Raw genomic sequence first — 19,189 nt, 5'->3', positions numbered from 1 at the left:
CTCCCGCTCGGTGCACGTCCGAGTCGAGAGTAGCGGAGGACGCCCGGTCTCACCCGAGCGAGAACGGCTCCGGGATGGTGCGGGCGAAGTCGCCGCGCAGGAAGCTGCGGTCCATGTGCAGCAGCGCCGCGACCTCCGCGGGAGCGGCCGCGCGCCACGATCCCGGGAGGTTCCAGATCATGGCCCACCCCATCAGCTCGGTGCGCGGCCGGTCGGCGGCGACGACCCAGGCGCGCAGATCGCGCGCCCCCTGCAGGTAGGCGCGCTGCGCCTCGGATGCGGCGGGCCACAGCGCCGGCAGCGCCGTCAGCACGACGAGCACCGGCACCAGCACGAGCAGCCAGGCGATGAGCGCCGGGTCCCCCGTGGCGAACCCGGCCGCCGCGACGAGCCCGGGGCCGGCGACCACGGCGATCCCGACGAGCACGGGCCGCAGCCATGCCCGGCGCGGGGGCTCCGTACCGAACGCCCGGCGCTGCGCCGTCACCGCGTCCGCGATCGCGAGCGACACCCGATCCCGCCACGCGACATCATCGCGCTCGACGACGACGGCGTCCCCCACCGCGGGGTGATGCCCGAACACGGCCGCGAGCACACCCTGCTCCACCGGGTCGACGCCGGGCGCACCCTCGGCGGCGGTGAGCCGCCAGACCGGGCCCGGGGCGGCGGAGGTCCCGGGCGACGCCGCCAGATTCGGTCCCTCGCGCTCGACCCGCAGCACCCGGCGGATCGACCAGTCCGCCAGCAGCGGCACGAGCTCGGAGTAGCGGCCGCGCTCGGTCTGCGCGGCGAGCAGGACGGACCCGGCGGGCGCGTGCTCGGACGGGGTCGGCGGGGCGAGACGGCTCCCCCACAGCCGGACGCGACCGACGACCGCGCCGACGAGTGCGGCGAGCAGCAGGACGCCGCACGCGAGGGCGAGCCCGGTCATCCGGCGGTCAGGGCCTCGTCCGGCACCGGCCAGCGCAGGGTGCCGATCACGGCGTCGAAGAGCTCGAGCATCTCCTCCTCGTACTCCGCCAGCGCGGTGGAGAACGTGATGAGCGCGAGCCGGTTGGGCTCGGCGGCGGCGACCCAGTAGTCCGCCTCGACCAGCTCGAAGGTGCGCTCGACGTCGTCCGCGGCGACCTCCGTGGTGCGGCGCCAGGCGTGACGGACCGCGTGCACCCGCGCACGTGGGTCGTCCGAGGTCTCGCTCGTGCCCCCCTCGGGCGGGGCGCCGACGACGAAGTCCAGGCCGCGGGCGAGCTCCGGGAACCCGACGGCCGAGAGGTCGACCTGCCCGGGGTCGGCCGGGAAGACGGCCGCCCACGCCGGCAGCGGGATACCGGGGACCAGTTCGAGACCGATGTAGAGCTCGTCGGCGCCGCCCTCGCGCGCCGCCTCGACCACGCGGGTGAAGCGGCCGCGCAGCTCGGCCCGGAGCGTCGCGAGCTCCTCCTTGCGGCCCGTCACCTGCTCGGTGAGCTTGCGCACGGCGCGCAGCGCCTCGGCCTCGGACGCCAGCGGGATGCGCGCCCAGCTGCCCGGCAGCGCGAATCGGATGCGGCTCATGGTGTTCCTCCCCCGACGCTCTCACGATAGCCGGGAACGCCCAGCTCCTCCCCCGCCGCGATGCGCAGCAGGTAGTCGGGCAGGTCGTCGAAGAGCGAGAGCTCGATCGTGGAGGCGGTCAGCTCGAGGAGCGCGTCGCTGTCGGTCGGGAACACGGCCACGATGCAGCGCTCGCGCGCCGGACGCTGCACGCCCGGCGTGCGGGTGTAGGCGATGTCGTGGATGACGATCGCCCGCCCCGCGGGCACCGTCGTCTCCACGGTCGTCGGGCGCACGAGCTCGACTTGGTCGGTCGACGTGCGGGAGCGGGCCGAGGCGAGCAGCTCGTCGTAGGCACCGCTCGGCGCCTCGCCGAAGCGCCAGCTGAGCAGGGCGTCCGCGCGCGCCGTGGACGGGTCGCGTACGAGGGCGAAGCTGCTGCGCTCCCCGGCGGGCAGGGAGCGCGCCCACTCCGCGTGCACCGCGAGACTCGCCCGCAGCCCCCGCTCCTCGGCGGGCGCGAGGTCGGGGGCGAGGTTCTCGATGAGCACGTCGAGCACCGCCTCGATCGGGTCGCCGCCGTCGCCGAGCGGCCACCAGGAGCGGTCGAGCGACAGCGAGAGCGCGTCCAGCCCGCTCACGATGCACCCACCGTGAGCGTCTGCACGCCCGTGACGATCGCGATCGACGGGTTGGAGAATCCGCCCGAGAGGGTGTTCGCGATGGGCTTGAACACGGCCTTGGTGGCATCCTCCCGGCTGACGTCCCAGCCTCCGTCGAAGCCGCCGGGGCCGCTCTCCGGGAAGAGGTCGAAGTTCACGTCGAGGCCGCCGCTCACGAAGCCCGCCCCGATCCCGCTCGCGAGCTTGACCGCCGTGCGGCCCGGGGGCAGGAGCTTGCCGGCGATGTCCATGCCGTAGGTGCCCACCGCCTCGCCGGTGCCCACGACCGCGCGGGTGAGCGCGAAGTCGAACCTCGCCTGGGTGAGCCCCGCCGACCACACCGACGGCTTGGCGACGTTGCTGAGACCCGCGAGCTTGCTCGCCGGCTTGAACACGTTGAGTCCGCCCATCTTCGAGGTGAGGATGCTCGTGGCCACCCCGATGGCGTCCGACAGCACCCGGCCGAGCGACTCCTTGCCGAGCGCGAAGAGCGCGAGCGAGCACAGCAGGATGGCGGCGGCGAGACCGAGCGAGACGAGCGTGAGCGCGGTCGCGAGCGGCGCGAGGAACGGGAGGAACAGCGACAGCACCCCGACGATGAGCGCGAGGATGTCGATGATGCCCTTGATGATCTCGAGCACGGCCCGCAGCTTCTCGATGATCGGCGCGAGGTTCTCCTGCGCCCACTCGTAGGCGGCCTCCACGACGGCGCCGACCCGATCCCAGAATCCGTCGTTCAGGTCGGCCGCGTCGACCGCGTCGTGCAACGCGGCGATCGCCCGGCGGACGGCGGCGTCCTTGTCGCCCTCGGCCGCGTGGTACTCGACCATCGCGTCGGCGAACTCGGCCGCGTATCCGCGCACCTTCTGCTGCGCCTCGAGGAGGTCGTCGAGCAGCTCCTGCGAGCTCTCGCCCGCGCGCACCCGCTGCTCGAGGTCGTCCTCCCGGATCCGCCAGTAGTGGGCGTCCGAGTTGTTGTCGATGACGCGCTGCCGGGCGGTGGTGGCGCGGGTCTGCGCGGCGCTGAGCTCCGACTGGTAGTGGGTCATCGCGGTGGCCGCGCCGCGGTAGCGGCCCTCCACCTTGTCGATGTCGCCGCGGACCCCGTCGGCCTTGTCGCGGAGCTCGTCGACCGCGTCGCTGATCGTGACGGTCTCGCTCGCGAGCGTGCGCAGCTCCGAGATCGCGGTGCGCAGGGCGTCCGCGGTGGCCGTCATGACGCGGGCCTGGGTGCCGATCGCGGTGGGGTCGCCCTCGAGGTGACCGGGGATCGGGTCGCCGACGCTCATACCGCCGTCGGTCCCTTCCGGGAGGGCGCCGGAGCGGCGCCGGAGTTCGTGAGACCCGCGGCGAGGTCGCCGTCGATCTTCTCGAGCTCGTCGGCGATCTGCTTGACCTTGTCGCGCAGCCAGTCGACGTTCTCGCGGATGTCCGCGCGGTGCACCGACCAGTCGTGGCCGAAGTCGCGGATGCGCTCCGCGAGCCGGTGGTCGCCGACCGCGCTCGCGAGGGCCTGCATCGTGTGCGAGTCGTCGCGCATGTTGTCGGATGCCGTCGTGAGTCGTCGGTGGAGCGTCGTGAGGTGGTCGTAGTCGACCTTCAACTGCGAGCCGGCCATCCGGTCCTGCTTTCTCGATCGTGCCGTCGTGGTGGTGAGGAGCGGCCGGCCCCCGTGGTGGCGGAGGGCCGGCCGCGCGACGCGGCTCAGCCGCGGATGGCGTTCGCGAGGCCCTCGTCGGTCTGCTGCAGCGCGTCGGCAGCCGAGACGAGGAAGTTCGCGAGGCCGTCGAGGCCGTCGATCGCCTGCGAGGTGCCGGTGCGGAACTGCTCGAACGAGTCGCGGTAGGCGGCGGAGGACTGCTCGGCCTGGAAGCCCGAGGCGGTCAGCTGGTGCACGAGGTTCGAGAGCTCGGTGAGCTTCGAGTGCAGGTCGTCCTTGCCCCCCTGCAGACGGTGTGCGGCGTCGCGGAGGTCGTCGTAGGTGACGTTGAGGTTGGCCATGATGCTCCTTCTGATGATTCCCGCGAGGCGCGGGGCCTGGTGTCTTCGACAGTATTCAGTTGTTGAGGAAGGGTCGATGGGGATCAGTCCCCATGCGCCTCCCCGAGCAGCGGCAGCTGCACCCGTACCGCCTTGCCGCGGGCGATGAAGTAGCCGCGACCGGGCGGGAAGTCGGCGCGCGACACCCGCGGCAGCGAGGTCTTGAGGATCGTGTCGCCCTCCATCGACTCCGGCTGCAGCAGGAATCCGGTGCGCGCGGCCTTGACCTCCTGCAGCAGGGGCCACGACGACCCCCAGCCGCCGCTCTCGTTCTCGGCGATCAGCAGATGGTCGCTGCGCTTGACGGCCTTGATCATCTCCACGAGCGAGGAGTCCGCGGGGGTGGAGAGGAAGTCGCCGATCTGCTCGACCACGACGAGGATCTTCTGCCCGCCGGGTGTCTCGGCGACGCTCGCCGCGACCTCCTTGGCGAGCGCGGTGGCGTCCTCGACGGTGAGGGCGGTCGCCTCCCAGCCGGGCAGCCGGCCGATCTCCGAACGCGGTGAGCCGAAGTAGTAGCGGGTGAGCTCCGGATGGGCCCGCTCGACGGAGGCGATCAGCCAGCGCAGGGCGCTGCTGCGCCCCGACGCGGGCGGCCCCGACAGCACCATCGCGCCCGACGGGTCGAAGCCGAGCGGCAGGAGCGTGTCGTCCGAGACGCCGAGCACGGGGAGCCCGTCGACGTCGGCGGGGAGCGACGACGCCGCGATCTCGGTGCCGAGGGTGCCGACCTCCGGTGCCTCGGCACGGCCGGTGCGACGGATCGCCTCGGCGAGCGCGGCGAGCGCCTTGGCCTGCTCGGCGACCCCCGGGTCGCCGCCCACGATCGCGAGCTGCGCCTCGGCGCCGTCGATCACGGCGCGGCCCGCGGGCGACGCGGCGGACAGGATGTCGGCGGGCGCGTCGAGCAGCATGTAGCCGCCCTCGTCGGCGAGCCGCAGCGCCACCCGGCGCTGGAACGCCGAGGCGACGCCCGTCGGGACGCTGCCGGGCCGGTCGGCCGTGATGGCGACGTGCATGCCGAGACCGCGGCCCTCCGCGAGGAGCTGCTGGAACACGCCGTACCAGGGCGCCCGGGTCGCGCCGACCTCGAACTCGTTCTTGAACGACGGGAAGTTGTCGACCACGAGCAGGATCCGCCGCTCGTCGGGCGCGCCGGCGCTGCGGCGGTAGTCGACGATCGAGCCCGCGTCGACCGCGGTGTAGGCGGCGCTGCGGCGCTCGAGCTCGTCGCGCAGCATCCGCAGCAGGCGCACGACGCGCTCCGGGTCGTCGCCCGACACGATCGAGCCGACGTGCGGGAGCGCCTCGAGCATCCGGAGCCCGCCGGTGCCGAAGTCGAGCCCGTAGACGTCGACCGGGCCCCCGCGCGGGGTGATGCCCGCCGCGGCCGCCAGGGTGCGCAGGGCCACCGTCTTCCCGGCGCCTCCGGCACCGTAGTAGGCGATGTTGCCGTCGACGTCGGGACGGAAGACCACCTCCTGCTGCTTCTGCAGGTGCGGGAGGTCGACCACGCCCAGCACGAGCTCCGCGTCGCTGCGCTGGTGCAGGCGGGTGAGGTCGAACACCGGCGCCAACTCGTCGAGCCAGGGGCGCCGGGGGGCGGGGATGCGGGCCTCCCCCGCCGCGGCCACCAGGTTCGCCACGAGCCGCGCCTGGTCGGTCGGGCCCGGGTCGGCCTGGGCGGACGCCTGCTCGGCCTCGTCGCGGCCCGGCAGCTCCCACAGGTGCTCGGCACCGAACCGGAGCTCCGCGACCTCGACACCCGGCGCGGCGGGCGTGTCGCTCGTCCAGCCGCCCGCGTACGCCGACTGGAAGGGGGTGAGCCGGCCCGGTCCGGTCTTCGCGATGCCGCGCCCCGGGATCGAGGGGTCGAAGGTGCCCGCGATCTTGTCGCCGACGACGTCCATCGAGTCCGACTCGTCGGCCATCCGCAGGGCGATCCGCAGATTGGTGTTGGCGCGCAGGTTGTCCTTGATGACGCCCGCGGGACGCTGGGTGGCCATGATCAGGTGGATGCCGAGCGAGCGCCCGCGCTGGGCGATGTCGACGACCCCGTCGACGAACTCCGGCACCTCGCCCGCGAGCGCGGCGAACTCGTCGATGACGAGCACGAGCGCGGGGGGCGAGTCCGGGTCGCCGCGCTTCTCCAGGTCGAGCAGGTCCTTCGCCTTCTTGCGGTTGAAGAGGTGCTCGCGGTGGTGCAGCTCCGCGCGCAGCGAGGTGAGCGCCCGCCGCACGAGGTGCGGGCTCAGGTCGGTGACGAGGCCGACGCAGTGCGGCAGGTGCACGCAGTCGGCGAAGGCCGAGCCGCCCTTGTAGTCGACGAACAGGAACGTCACCCGGTCCGGGCTGTACTCGGCCGCCATGCCGAGCACCCAGGCCTGCAGGAACTCCGACTTGCCGGATCCCGTGGTGCCGCCGACGAGCGCATGCGGTCCCTGGGTGCGCAGGTCGAGGTGCATCGCGTCGACGCCCGCGGATCCGACGATCGCGCGCAGTTTGCCGGGACGGCGCCGCACGAGCGGTCCCCCGGAGCGATCGTGGATCGAGTCGTTCTCGCGCCAGCGGCCGACGGCGGCCGAGGGGCTGGTCGCGAGCGTCGGGCCCACGAGCGACAGCATCATGATCGATCGCGGCAGGTCGCTCGAGTCGGCGACGAGCGCCCCCGCATCCGTCACGGGCGCGAGGCGCTTCGCGAACCACAGGGCCTGATCGCGCGAGATGGGCTCGGCGCGCACGTCGGTGATCGCGTCGCCGAGGCGCACGAGACCGACCCGCGCCCCCTCGGAGTCGACCTCGAGGAAGGTGCGCGCGAGGGCGGGCAGCTGCGCCTGCGTCGCCGAGACCCAGATCGGGTAGACCCCGGCGTCGGCGGCGCGCTCGGCCACCTGCACGAGCCGCGCCCGGTCGACGGGTGCGTCGTCCGAGATCAGCAGCACGACCGCGGGCGTCGCCGCGGGGGGCGGCGCGATCTCCTCGGCGCCGTCGCCGACGGAGGCACCCGCGACGAGCGCCGAGCTCTCGAGCATGCGCGCCCCGCGCAGCTCGACGTCCTTCGTGCGGGTGGCGATGAGCTCCTCGATCGCCGAGAGCAGCGCGCCGCCGGTCGCCTGCGAGTTCGCCAGGTGCACCGCCCCGATGGGGCTGTGCGGGGATGCCGTGTGCGGCAGCCACTTGAGCCACTCGAACTCCGTGGTCCAGGTGTTCGAGACCACCGCGGCGACCACGAGCTCGGCCGGCGAGTGCAGACCCGTCAGTTGCACGAGCACGCCCCGCGCGGCGTCGGCCGCAGGAGGCTGGGGGCCCGCGATGCCGAGGGCGCCGGAGAAGTAGAGGTTCTCGGTCACCGGCACGTCGGAGACGTGGCGGAACGCGTCCTGGGTTCTCTTCACGCGCTCGACGTACTCCGGGAGCCCGGTGTCCTCCTTGCTGGTTGTCACGCGGTTGCGCGACTCCATCGTGCCGAGGCCGAGGTTCACCGAGAGGAACTGCCAGTGCTCCGGGCGACGCGTCCACAGCAGCGGCCCGAGCTCGGCCGCCTGCTGGTACACCTCCGCCGTCGACGGGCTCTCGGCGCGTCGGACGGCGCGCTCGCGCTCGGACTCCTCGGCGAGCTTCGCCTCGAGGGTCGTGGCGCGCGCGTCGAAGCGCTCGATGTCGAGCTTGCGCTTGCGCTTGCGGGTCGAGCGCGTCGTCCACCAGGTGCCGAGCATGAGGATGGGCGACGCGAGGATCAGCAGCAGCATCCCCGGTGCGCGGTTCAGGAGGAAGATGCCGCCGACGCCGATCGCGAGCGGGGCCACGAGGGCGAGCCACGGGAACGGCTGCGCGTCCTGCTCCGAGGGCGGGGCGGGCGCCGCGTACTCGGTGCCCGGGTAGCGCGTCTCGACCCGCGGGGAGCGGTTGAACGCGACCGGGCCGGGCGCCGGAGCGGTGGCCGCCCCGGTGTCGGCGATCGCCGCACGCAGCACGGTGTCGCCGAGGCGCACCGTGTCGCCGTCCTCCAGGTCGACGCGCGTGACGAGCCCGCCGTCCACCTCGAGCCCGTTCGCCGAGTTGAGGTCGACGAGCCGGATGGCGTGGCTGAACACGTCGACGCGCGCGTGGCGCTTCGAGACGAGCGGATCGCCGAGCGTCAGCTCGGACGCGGCGGCGTCGCGCCCGAGGAACACCGTGCCGGGCGTCACCGGGAACTCGGTGCCCGCATCCGGGCCCTCGACGACCACGAGGCGCGCGGCGGTGGCCGGAGCGGCGGGCGCGGACGCGCTGCCCTCGGGCACGATCGCGACCGTCGCGCCGGAGCCGAGCTCGGCCTCGGCGATCGCGAAGTCGGCGTCGAGCACACGCGCGGGCGCGCCCGCGGCGTCGGTGACGCTCAGGGTGACGGGCCCGCCGGACGCGGGGCCGAGCTTCGCGAGATACGGGTCGCGGCCGCGGATCCCGGAAGCCACGTCGCCCACCGTCGCCCCGGCATCCGCGGTGACGACGATGTCGGCCTCGGGTCCCGACGCGCGCGTGAGGGTCAGCTTGAGTTTCAGCGGTCGCTCCTTCGCGGTGCGGTGGTGGTGAGACGGGCGGCGAGGTCGCGCGCCGCCCGCACGCGGTAGCGGGCGAGCAGTCGGGTGCGCGGCGTCGCCGCGTCGTGGGCGGCGTCGACCGCACGGAGCGCGGCCGTCCACAGCGCATCCGCCTCGGCCTCCTCGGGCACCCGCCCCGAGAAGACCAGCTCGTCGGTCTCGGTCGCGAGCACCCGCAGGCGCGGTGCCGCCTGCTGCTCGCCGGCGGGGAACTGCCCCTCGAGGCGGGTGGCGAGCATCGAGCGGGTGTGCCGCGGGGGCACGAGGTAGCCGAGCTCCGAATACCGGTCGGCGAGCTCCTCCCACGCCCCGGCCGCCTGATCAGCCGTGCCCCCGGTGCGGCGCCTGCGCATCCGACGGCCCTTGAGACCGGCGATGATCAGCACCGGCAGGAAGACGAGCGCCGCGAGCGCGAGCAGTCCGATCCCGACGCCGTACACCCAGCCGGGCAGCACGAAGGGCAGGTCGTCCTCGTCGTCGTCCTGCTTCTCCAGCTCGACCGGGGTCAGCAGATCCTCGGGCTCCTTGTCGGCGCGCGGGGGCTGGCGCACCTGCGGCTGCGGCTCGCTCTGCGGCTTCGGCACCTGGTCCTGCGGGATGTCGGTCTCGTCGGGCGTGGGATCGAACGGCACCCAGCCGACGCCGTCGAAGGCGACCTCGACCCAGGCGGTCACGTCGTCGCCCGTGACCGTCACCGCGCCCCCGCCCTCGGGCACCTCCGGCGCGAAGCCCATGACGACGCGCGCCGGGAAGCCGAGGCTGCGCGCCATGAGCGCGAACAGCGAGCTGTACTGCTCCTCGTCGCCGATCATCTGCGGCTGCTCGAGCATCTCGCTCATGCGGTCGGCGCCGTGACCGGCGCGCGAGGGAGCCGAATCGGAGGCGCGGCCGTGGCTCAGGAAGCCCTGGGTCACGAGCACCTGGCGGATGGCTTCGAGCTGCGCGGCGGGCGAGCCGGCCGACCCCGCCCACTCCTGCGCCTTCGCCGTCACGATGTCGGGCACGTCCTCGACGGGCGGGAGCTCGACGGATGCGACGGGCACGTCGTCCAGCTGGTCGAGCCCCGGCGCCTCCTGGGTGACCGCGTCGAGGCGATAGCTGTCGCCCTCCCGCAGCCCGGTCGTGAGCACCATGCTGCCCGTCGAGGCGTTGTAGCGCAGCTCGTCGGAGAGCCCCGCAGACGGGCCGCCGGTCAGTTCGAAGTCGTCGGGGTACCCGACGCCCGGAACCCACACGTCGTCGTAGCCCTCGATCGTCACCTCGACCTCCGGATGCGGCACCGGGGTGACGAACGCGGCCGCCGGGAGCGAGCGCCCCACCAGCTCGTACGAGCCGGATCCGCCCGACGAGGCGTCGGCGCCCGTCACGTTCCAGAGCTTGCCGGTGTACGCGTCGAGCGTCGCCATCCGGATGCGGTCGCCCGCCTCGAGACCGGTCGCGGTGAACAGGTCCTCGTCGGTCGCCTGCTTCGTGAAGTGCCGGAACCCGGCGAGCGGGCTCGGGTAGTCGAGCGGGTCGAACGGCGGCTCGATCTCGTCGCGCAGCACGAAGCGCTGGTCCTGCGCGGGCGAGAACCAGAAGCCCGCGCCGCCGCCGAGCACCACGGCGACCACGACCACGAGTGCGCTGCCCACGATCTTGCGCGTGCGCAGCGTGCCGACCGCCGACGCCGCGACGCCGCCCACCGGGCGCCGCCAGCCGAGCCAGAGCAGCACGAGCACCGCGAAGACGACCCCGCGGATGCCCGCCTGATAGGCCTCGGCGGTGCCGACCAGGATCCCGGTGAGGTAGAGGGCGAACGCCGGGAGCACGGCGATCGCGAACCGCCAGGCGGAACGCGGGCGCCGCGCGAGCCAGCGGGTGGCGAGGAGGGTGGAGACGAGCGCGACGATCCAGCTCGCCGCGTAGGGGACCACCGCGATGTAGGCGGGCGCACCGACCGGGGTCGACAGCGTCAGCAGATCGGCCCAGCCGTAGACGGTGCCGATCGCGACGCTCGCGAGGGACTGCAGGGTCGGCACGACGCCGACGATCGTCTGGCTCGGCACCGCGAGGGCCGGGCCGGCGATCACATAGCCGACGAGGGCGACGGCGACCGTGAGCAGCCCGCCCAATCGGAACACCGTGGTGAGGATGCCGGTGGCGGCGCCCAGCACGAGGCCGCCCATCCCCGCCAGCAGGAAGCTGTAGCCGCCGTAGGAGGGCGCGAAGCCGAGTACGCCGAGCACCGCGAGCGTCAGCAGCACCGCCACGTCGACCCAGGTGCGCGCCGACGGCATGGCGGTCCCGCCGTGCGTCGCGGCCGGCGAGGTGGCGCGGCCCGCCTCCGCCGCCGTCACGATCCCACCCCCCGGAACAGGGCGGGCAGATCCTCGAGCCGTCCGAGCGTGAGCATCAGGGTGCCGCCGGCCGAGCCGAGCCGGGCGGGCGAGCCGGCCTCGACGACGACGCCGATGTGGGCGGTGTCGGGGCCGAACAGGGTCTGCACCGAACGGATGTCGCCCGCGCCGAGCGCGGATCCCCCGATCGTCACGACGACGCTCGGGGCGGGGAGGCGCCGGGTGCGCTCGCGCACCAGCGCGCGCAGGGAGGCGAACCCGCCGGTGTCGCCGTACGCGAGGCGGCACGAGGAGTCGAGCATCGACGTGACGCTGCGGGTGCGCCAGGGGCCGCCCTCGCTCACGACGTCGAGCTGGGTGCCGTCGCGGATCACCTGGGCGGCGATCGACGCGCCGACCGACACGGCGAGCTCGAACTCGTCCTCGTCCGCGTAGAACCGGGCCGCGGTCGGCACCACCACGATGATCTGCGAGCGACGGGTCTCCTGGAACTGGCGCACCATGAGCTGCCCGATGCGGGCCGAGGTGCGCCAGTGCACGTAGCGTCGGTCGTCGCCCGGCACATAGGGGCGCAGCGCGTGGAACGCGAGGTCGTTGTTGGTGATCTTCGACGAGACCTGCCCCTCGAGGTCGCGCACGAGACCGGCCGCCGACGACGCCAGGCGCACGGTCCGCGGGTGCACGAACAGGTCGACGGGGTCCGCCCACCGCACGGCGCGGCGCAGCAGTCCGAGCTGGTCGCCGCGGATCGACTCCGCCGGCCCGGCCACGATCACGGCGCGGCGGTTCGTCGGAACCTGGAACAGCTCCTCCTGCTCCTGCTTCGGGTCCATCGCCGGCAGCTGGAACTCGGCGGTGCCCCTGCCGACCGGCAGCTCCATCCGGGTGGGGGCGAGACGGCGGGTGCCCGTATTGGTGACGACCATGCGCCCCATCGCCCGATCCCCGACGACGACCCGGCGGGGGTTCAGCTCGATGAGCACGCCGTAGCTCGAGCGGCCGATGAGGAAGACGGCCGCGACCACGAGGGCGACGAGCAGCACCCAGCCGAGGAAGGTGAACTCCTGCCACCCGAACACGGAGCTCAGCACGAGGGCCAGCACCGCGAGGCCGAGCACGATCCAGCCGACCGGCGTCACGATCCGCAGCGCGGGACCGAGCACCCGCCACAGCGCCCGACCGACCGGTGCGAGCACGTTGCGCGCCGCGACGGCCGCGCGGCGCGCGCGCTCGCCCGCCGGCCGCAGCAGGGCGGTCGCGGTCTCGAGCGGGGCGGCGGTCACGGTGCTCAGGCGGCGCGGTAGGCGGGCGGCTCGATGTCGACGAGGATGCGCGACACGACGTCCTCGGCGCTCACCCCGGCGAACTCCGACTCGGGGTCGATGACGACGCGATGGGCGAGCACCGGCACGGCGAGATCCCGGATGTCGTCGGGGATGACGTACCCGCGCCCGGCGGCGATCGCCCATGTCTTCACGGCTCGCGCCAGCGCCATCGCGCCGCGCATGCTGACGCCGAGCACCACGTCGCGGTGCGTGCGGGTCGCGTCCACGATGTCGGAGAGGTACTGCATGACCGCCTCGTCGACGTGCACCTCGTTCGCGAGCGCCGACATGGCCACGATCGACTCGGGCTTGATGATGGGCGAGACGAGCGATGCGCGCGCCCGGTTCGACGAGTCCATGAGCAGCGCGACCGCCGTCTTGGTGTCGGGGTAGCCGAGGCTCGTCTTGATGAGGAAGCGGTCGAGCTGCGCCTCCGGCAGCTTGTAGGTGCCGGCCTGTTCGACCGGGTTCTGCGTCGCGATCACGAGGAACGGCGCCCCCACCGAGTGGCCCTCGCCGTCGACGGTGACGACGCCCTCCTCCATGACCTCGAGCAGCGCGGACTGGGTCTTCGGCGAGGCGCGGTTGATCTCGTCGGCGAGCACGATCGAGGCGAAGATCGGGCCCGGGTGGAACTGGAAGCGCCCCTTGCCCTGGTCGTAGATCTGCACGCCCGTCACATCCGAGGGCAGCAGGTCGGGGGTGAACTGGATGCGGCTCGTGGTGCCGTCGAGCGTGTTCGCGAGCGACTTGGCGAGCACCGTCTTGCCGGTGCCGGGGAAGTCCTCGAGCAGCACGTGCCCGTCCGAGATGAGGGCGGTGAGCACGAGCTTGATGACGTGGTCCTTGCCCACGATCGCCTTGTCGACGTTCGCGACGAGCTTCTGGAAGGCGTCGGCGAACCACGTCGCCTGCTCCTGGGTGACGGCCATGTGTCTCTCTATCTCTCGGTCTCGACGGCTCAGTAGTACGGTCCGTTGTTGCGGAAGTTGTCCCATTGGGCGGACGAGATCCACGGCGAGTACAGGGTGCCGTCGGGACCGCCCGTGGCGACCACGCGCACCCGCGGTCCGCCGGTCGAGGCCTGGTAGGACTGGGTGAGGCGCACCCCGGTGCCGGGCACGGTGTTGGAGTTCGAGGTGTAGCTGCCCTCGACCTCGATGTGGATCGCGTACGAGCCGCCCGTGTCGGTGAACCGCACCGCGATCTGCTTGCAGGCGTAGTTGCCGTTGGAGCACGTGTAGGTGGTCGAGCTGACGCCGACGATCGTGATCCCCGGATTGCGCGGCTCGGCGGCGATGTTCTGGCTGTCGGTCGCGTTGCCGCTGGCCCCGGCCTTGTTCACGGCGCGCACCTTGATGTCGTAGCTGCCCTGGCCGAGGTTCGCGGACGTCGTGTACGACCGCGAGGTTCCGACGTCCGACCAGCCGTTGCCGTTGAAGTTGACCTCGTAGCTGAGGTTCGCGGTGCCGCCGGGCGATGCGCTCGAGGCGTTCCAGGTCCAGCGGATGCGTCCGTCAGGCGCGTCGCCGTCCAGCTTGTTCCCCGAGAGGCCGCTCGGGACGTCGGGGACCGCCTGCGCGGTCACGGTTCCGGAGGTCGAGGTGGCCTCCGCGCTGCGCTTGTTGCCGGTGTTCACCGCCGTGACCCGCACGGTGTAGCTGCCGGCGCCGAGACCGGCGATCGAGCCGGTCCCGGTGGCGGTGGTCGATCCGGACTTGCCCGACACGGCGCTGCCGCCCCGGTACAGCTGCCACTCGTAGTGCACGCTGCCGCCGTTCGCGTTCGCCGCCGACCACGAGGCCGAGACCGAGCCGCTGTTCGCGTACGAGCCGGTGCCGGTCCACTGGTCGGTGACCGTGAGCTGCACGTTCTGCGGGGTCTGCGGCGTGCCGTACGGGATCACCGCGTCCGACCACGCCGACCAGGCGCCCGGCCCGTGCTCGTTGATCGCCCGCACCGAGAACTGGTAGCTCGTGCCGTTGGTGAGCCCCGTGATCGTGCACGACGGCGGCGCGCAGTTCGTCGGCGTCGGCACCGACGGGGTCGAGCGCACCTCGTAGGAGGTGATGGGCTTGCCGTTCGCCGCCGGCGCCTGGAACCCGATGGTGACCGCGCCCTCGTCGCCCTGACTCGGCACGGTCGGCTTCTGCGGCTGGTCGGGCACGTCGCTGACCACCACCGTGATGGTGCCGGTCGCCTCGCGGTCGGGATCCTCGGTGGCGTCCTGGATCGTGTAGAACACCACGACGGTGCCGGACTTGAGGCTCGGGTTCGGGGTGATGCGCACAGTGTCGGAGGTGAAGGTCACCCCGGCCGGCTCCCCGGTGTTCTGCACGACCGCGTCGACCACCCTCAGCGGCTCGCCCGTCGAGGCGTACGGGTTCGAGTCGTTGACGAGGGGGCTCGCCACGACCGCGCCGTCGCCGCGCTGGGTCTCGTAGTCGTCGGCGACCGCCACCGCGGGGGCGCGCGTCGAGCCGACGACCGTGACGTCGATCGTGCCGGGCACGGTGAACTTGTCCCACCGCAGGGTCACCCCGAGCTGGAAGGTGGTGCCCTTGGGGGTGTTGCGCGGTGTGCTGATGGTGAGGGTCGACCCGGAGATGTCGCCCGAGAGCTTCGGGCCCGTGCCCGTCAGCTCCGAGTAGGTGACCTCCTGGACGATCTGCGGGTTCGGCTGCCCCGTCGCCGTGCGCAGGTCGAAGGTCGTCGTCTCCCCCACCTCGACCTGCAGGCTCGGCGTGGTGAACGTCGGCGGGGTGTCGCGGAACTGCGGGTCGCCGACCACGATGGGCAGCGTGAGGGTCGCGGTGTTGCCCTTCGGGTCGTCCTTCGAGGCGCCGTCCGTGACGGTGAAGGTGACCGATGCGGGGCCCCGGTAGTCGAGCCCGCCCTGGAAGCGGATGGTGTCCCTGTCGACGAAGTTCGGCGTGCCGTCGCTCTGGATCGAGCTCACCGAGGTGGCGTCGGGGATCCAGGCGTCGCGTCCCGACGGCACCTTCACGATGTCCGACAGCGTCCACTCGCGCGCCTCGTTCATCGAGACGTACTGGATCGGAAGGTTCGGGTCGATGAACGGCGGGTCGTCGAACGAGTCGTCGACCGCGGCGGGCACGACGATGAACGCCGTCGCGGAGAGCTCGTCGTCCTCGTTCGTCACCCGGTAGGCGATCGCCTGGCGCACATCCCCCGGCGTGACGGTGATCTTGCCGTGCTGGTCGGGGATCAGCTCGGCGGAGGCGGAGTTCGGACCCTCGAGCGACACCACGAGGGCGGAGTTCGGACCCGACGGGTTGAAAGCGGATCCGTCGAAGACGTCGACCGTGACCGACTTCTTGCCCGCGATCTGCTTGAGGGTGAGCGTCAGGTCGGAGGCCGACGGCGGCAGCAGCGGCGCATCCGGGGTGACCTGCACCTGCACGTAGCTGACCTTCGAGCCCCCGAGGTCGTTCTCGAGGGTGTACCGCAGCGAGAACGACATCTCCTCGTCGGGTGCGGTCAGCACCAGATAGCGCTTGTCGAGCACCTCGGCGTCGATGCCGGCGGGCACGTCGAGCAGCTCCTCGGCGACGTGGATGGGCGAGCCCTGCGGGTCGGAGTCGTTCGCCATGAGGTCGACCTGGGCGATCTTGCCGGGTCGCACCGAGACGTTGTCGGGCACCGGGTTGGGGTTCATCAGCTGCGCGGGCGGCGGGATGACGGCGATGCGGACCTTCGCCGTGCCCGTCTTCCCGAACGCGTCGTAGACCTGGTAGTCGAACTCGTCGGTGCCGGACACGCCCTCGGCCGCCGTGTAGACGATGTAGTCGTCGCCCGTCTCGTCGATCGTGCCGAGCGAGGCCCCCGTCGGGGTGCGCAGCAGGAAGGTGGAGTCGCCGTCCGGATCGATGCCGTCGAGGGGCAGGTCGATGCGGATCGACCCGCCGGCGAGCACGCGGGCGGTCGCGGGCTGCGGCACCGGGGCGCGGTTGGTGTCCTCGTCGAGCGGGGTGACGGTGAAGCGCACCGTCGCCGCGGCGCTCTCGCCGTACGGGTCGAGCACGCGGTAGGCGACGGTGTACTGCCCGGGCTCCCGGGGAGCCTGGAAGCGCACGGTGTCGGCGGAGACGAAGGCGAGCCCGTCGCTCGGGCCCGTCACGAGCTCGTCGTCGAGGAACATCCGCGAATCGTCCGGGTGGCGATCGTTCTCGAGCACGTGCACGGTCGCGATGTCGCCGGCACGCACGGTGACATCGTCGTCGACGGCGATCGGAGGCTGGTGCTTGGTGAGCGCGGGGACCGGCACGACGGTGACGCCGGCGCTGGCCGTGTTGAGCCCGTCCGAGATCGTGTAGGTGAAGCTCACCTGGCTCGTGAGGGCCTGCGGCGCGTTCACCCGGATGAGCGTCGACTCGAGCAGCTCGACCACGACGCCCTTCGCCTGCACGTCGGCGGGCACCGACACCGACTGCACCGCGAGGATGCGTCCGGTCGGGCTGACGTCGTTCGAGAGCACCGAGACGGTCGTCGGCTGGTCGGGTCGCAGGTAGGCGGTGTCCTTCACGGCGACCGGCGGGATGGCCAGGTCGGCGGGCAGCTCCTGCACGTCGACCCGGACGATGCCGACGCTCGACGCCGGACCCGCCTGGAGCGTGTAGGTGAAGTAGTAGATCCCGGCCGCCGAGGCCTCGAAGCGCACCGTGCCGTCGTCGGTGTCGAGGGTCGCCGTGGTGCCCTCGCCCGGGTCCTCGATGCCGGTGAGCGCGAGCGGCGCCCCGTTGGGCGACAGGTCGTTCTCGAGCGGCTTCACGGTGACCTGCTCGCCGACGAACGCGGTCGCGAAGTCGGGGGTGCCGATCGGGTCGAGCGTTCCGGCCGGCTTCACGTCGACGATGAGCGTGCCGGTGACCGAGTCGCCCGCCCCGTCGGTGACCTGGAACTGCACCTCCTTCTCGCCCAGCTCCGAGGTCTGGTGGGTGAAGGTGATCACGCCGTCGGGGGTGAAGCGCACGAGGTCGCCCGAGGTCGGCGCCGCGCCCACCAGGAACAGCTCGTCGCCGTCCGGGTCGCGCCAGTTGGCGAGCACGTTGTACTCGATCGTCTGGTTCGCCTCCACGCTGACCGCGGAGCGCCGCAGCTCGACCGGCTGCTGGTTGGCGCCGTCCGGCACGACGCGGGCCGTCACGTGCGCGGTCGCCGTGCCGCCGCGGCCGTCGTCGACCGTGTAATCGAAGTTGATCGTGCCGACGAACCCGGGGGCCGGGGTGAACTGGAGCGCCCGGCTGCCGTCGATGAAGTCGAGGTGGCCGGTCGACTCGTTGACCTCGCCGTGCTTCGAGACGACGAGCACGTCGCCGTCGGGATCGGTGTCGTTGTCGAGCACCGAGAGGATCGTGGTGCGCCCCTCGCGGATGCCGAACTCGTCGTCGACCGCGGTGGGGGCACGGTTCTCGTCGGTGCGCTCGGCGAGGGTGTCCTCGAACGACTGCAGGGCCGACTTGTCGTCGCCCTCCTCCTCGGTCTCCTCGACCTCGGGCGGCACCACGTCGTCCCAGTTGTCGACGAGGCGCATGTTCTCGGCCGGGAGCCACACGTTGCCGTTGTCGAGGTCGTTGAGCACGACGATGCTGCGGTTGACCCGGAACTCGAGGGCGCTGCCCGCCGTCGGCTGGTCGATGTCGTACGCCGCCGGCTCCTCGCCCGCGCAGGCGAGCAGGTAGCGCTGCGACTGCGCCCACGCGCCGTGCACGCATCCGTCGAGGTTCACGGGGGCCGCGACGTCGTCCGGGTCGGAGGTCGACGCGCTCACCTCGGCGTCGATGGTCTGCACCTCACCCGAACCGAGCGAGACGCTCAGCAGACCGGATCCGGTGGCGAGCACCGCGCGGTCGGAGGCGGGACCGCTCTGCTGAAGCCGCAGCGCGCGCTCGTCGCCGAGCGGTCGCACGGTGCCGTTCTCGAGCACGAGCTCGTTGGTGGACTCGTCGAGCGCGACGGCGGTCTCGCCGATCGCCGCGAGCTGGGAGTCGCCGATCTTCGGGAACGCCGACTCGACCGGCTCGTCCGCGAGGGTCGCGATGCGGTAGGCCTTCTTCTTCTCGGGGGCGATCGCGATGATCGCGCCGCTCGGGGTGACCACCGCGTGGCCGCCGTCGCCGAGCTCGAGCAGCGGCGGCTGCGACACCACGTCGAGGCGCAGGTCTCCGATGCTCGACAGCGCCCAGAGGTCGCCGTCCGCGACCACGGCGAGCACGTCGCCGCCGTAGCTCACCTCGGCGTCGGGCGGCAGGTCGACGGAGCTCGTGATCGCGGTCGTCGCCGGGTCGACCGACTCGAGACGGTGGTTGTCGGGATCGACGACGTAGACGTCGTCACCGCGCTGCAGCACCTCGGTCGCGGGGGACGTGGTGGTGATCGAGGCGTTGAGCTCGTCGATCTGCTTGTTGAGCCGCCCGCCGAGCAGCCGCTCGCCGTTCGTCACCCAGACGTCCCGCGAGGTGAGGTCGACATCCGACACGGGGAACCCCGGATGCAGGGCCGCGATCGTCAGGGTCCCGCCCGCGAGGAGAGCCACGACGGTGGCCACGGCGACGGTCTTGCGACGCGCGCGCCAGGCCTCCGCGATCACCCTGTGTCCCCCCGGTCGGTGCGGTCTCCCCCGAATCGGGGTACGAAGCCGGATCAGGCTAACACGCGAGGAGGCGTCGGATTTGCGGAGCAGATGGGGA

At 72.6% G+C, this 19,189-nt stretch carries 11 protein-coding genes; all 11 read right to left on the bottom strand.

From position 1 onward, the window contains the following. Positions 1–49: 49 nt before the first annotated feature. Positions 50–931, bottom strand: coding sequence for a hypothetical protein (locus tag NUH29_RS12435; RefSeq protein ID WP_258799507.1), 882 nt, complete (start codon positions 929–931; stop codon positions 50–52). Further along, complete coding sequence (locus NUH29_RS12430) at positions 928–1,554, bottom strand: hypothetical protein (protein WP_258799506.1); 627 nt, start codon at positions 1,552–1,554, stop codon at positions 928–930. Before NUH29_RS12430 ends, NUH29_RS12435 begins: the two co-directional genes overlap by 4 nt. Continuing rightward, positions 1,551–2,174, bottom strand: a complete 624-nt coding sequence (locus NUH29_RS12425; RefSeq protein WP_258799504.1) for a hypothetical protein — start codon at positions 2,172–2,174, stop codon at positions 1,551–1,553. The genes NUH29_RS12430 and NUH29_RS12425 overlap by 4 nt, the downstream gene beginning before the upstream one ends. Further along, positions 2,171–3,484, bottom strand: a complete 1,314-nt coding sequence (locus NUH29_RS12420) for a hypothetical protein (protein ID WP_258799503.1) — start codon at positions 3,482–3,484, stop codon at positions 2,171–2,173. The genes NUH29_RS12425 and NUH29_RS12420 overlap by 4 nt, the downstream gene beginning before the upstream one ends. After that, positions 3,481–3,813, bottom strand: a complete 333-nt coding sequence (locus NUH29_RS12415) for a DUF6317 family protein (RefSeq protein ID WP_258799502.1) — start codon at positions 3,811–3,813, stop codon at positions 3,481–3,483. Before NUH29_RS12415 ends, NUH29_RS12420 begins: the two co-directional genes overlap by 4 nt. Positions 3,814–3,899: 86 nt before the next feature. Beyond that, positions 3,900–4,196 (bottom strand): WXG100 family type VII secretion target, encoded by a 297-nt coding sequence (locus tag NUH29_RS12410; RefSeq protein WP_258799501.1) that lies wholly within the window; start codon positions 4,194–4,196, stop codon positions 3,900–3,902. 83 nt (positions 4,197–4,279) lie between these two features. Further along, a complete protein-coding gene (locus tag NUH29_RS12405; RefSeq protein WP_258799500.1) occupies positions 4,280–8,689 on the bottom strand; it encodes a type VII secretion EssC family protein in 4,410 nt (1,469 codons plus the stop codon). A gap of 83 nt (positions 8,690–8,772) precedes the next feature. After that, complete coding sequence (locus NUH29_RS12400; RefSeq protein WP_258799498.1) at positions 8,773–11,154, bottom strand: transglutaminase domain-containing protein; 2,382 nt, start codon at positions 11,152–11,154, stop codon at positions 8,773–8,775. Then, on the bottom strand, positions 11,151–12,437 hold the full coding sequence (locus NUH29_RS12395) for a DUF58 domain-containing protein (protein WP_258799496.1): 1,287 nt from the start codon (positions 12,435–12,437) through the stop codon (positions 11,151–11,153). The genes NUH29_RS12400 and NUH29_RS12395 overlap by 4 nt, the downstream gene beginning before the upstream one ends. A 5-nt stretch (positions 12,438–12,442) precedes the next feature. After that, a complete protein-coding gene (locus tag NUH29_RS12390) occupies positions 12,443–13,411 on the bottom strand; it encodes an AAA family ATPase (RefSeq protein ID WP_258799495.1) in 969 nt (322 codons plus the stop codon). A gap of 29 nt (positions 13,412–13,440) precedes the next feature. Continuing rightward, positions 13,441–19,089 (bottom strand): Ig-like domain-containing protein, encoded by a 5,649-nt coding sequence (locus tag NUH29_RS12385; protein WP_258799494.1) that lies wholly within the window; start codon positions 19,087–19,089, stop codon positions 13,441–13,443. Between the last annotated feature and the right edge of the window lie 100 nt (positions 19,090–19,189).

The sequence above is a fragment of the Protaetiibacter mangrovi genome (assembly GCF_024752305.1).
Lineage (GTDB): Bacteria > Actinomycetota > Actinomycetes > Actinomycetales > Microbacteriaceae > Homoserinibacter > Homoserinibacter mangrovi.
Note: the sequence above shows the minus strand (reverse complement) of the source record. Positions and strands in the feature narration are given on the sequence as shown.

Bases quoted from the DNA above. Each gene is read 5' to 3' on its own strand.
- NUH29_RS12435 (WP_258799507.1), bottom strand. From the start codon at position 931: ATGACCGGGCTCGCCCTCGCGTGCGGCGTCCTGCTGCTCGCCGCACTC.
- NUH29_RS12430 (WP_258799506.1), bottom strand. From the start codon at position 1,554: ATGAGCCGCATCCGATTCGCGCTGCCGGGCAGCTGGGCGCGCATCCCG.
- NUH29_RS12420 (WP_258799503.1), bottom strand. From the start codon at position 3,484: ATGAGCGTCGGCGACCCGATCCCCGGTCACCTCGAGGGCGACCCCACC.
- NUH29_RS12415 (WP_258799502.1), bottom strand. From the start codon at position 3,813: ATGGCCGGCTCGCAGTTGAAGGTCGACTACGACCACCTCACGACGCTC.
- NUH29_RS12410 (WP_258799501.1), bottom strand. From the start codon at position 4,196: ATGGCCAACCTCAACGTCACCTACGACGACCTCCGCGACGCCGCACAC.
- NUH29_RS12390 (WP_258799495.1), bottom strand. From the start codon at position 13,411: ATGGCCGTCACCCAGGAGCAGGCGACGTGGTTCGCCGACGCCTTCCAG.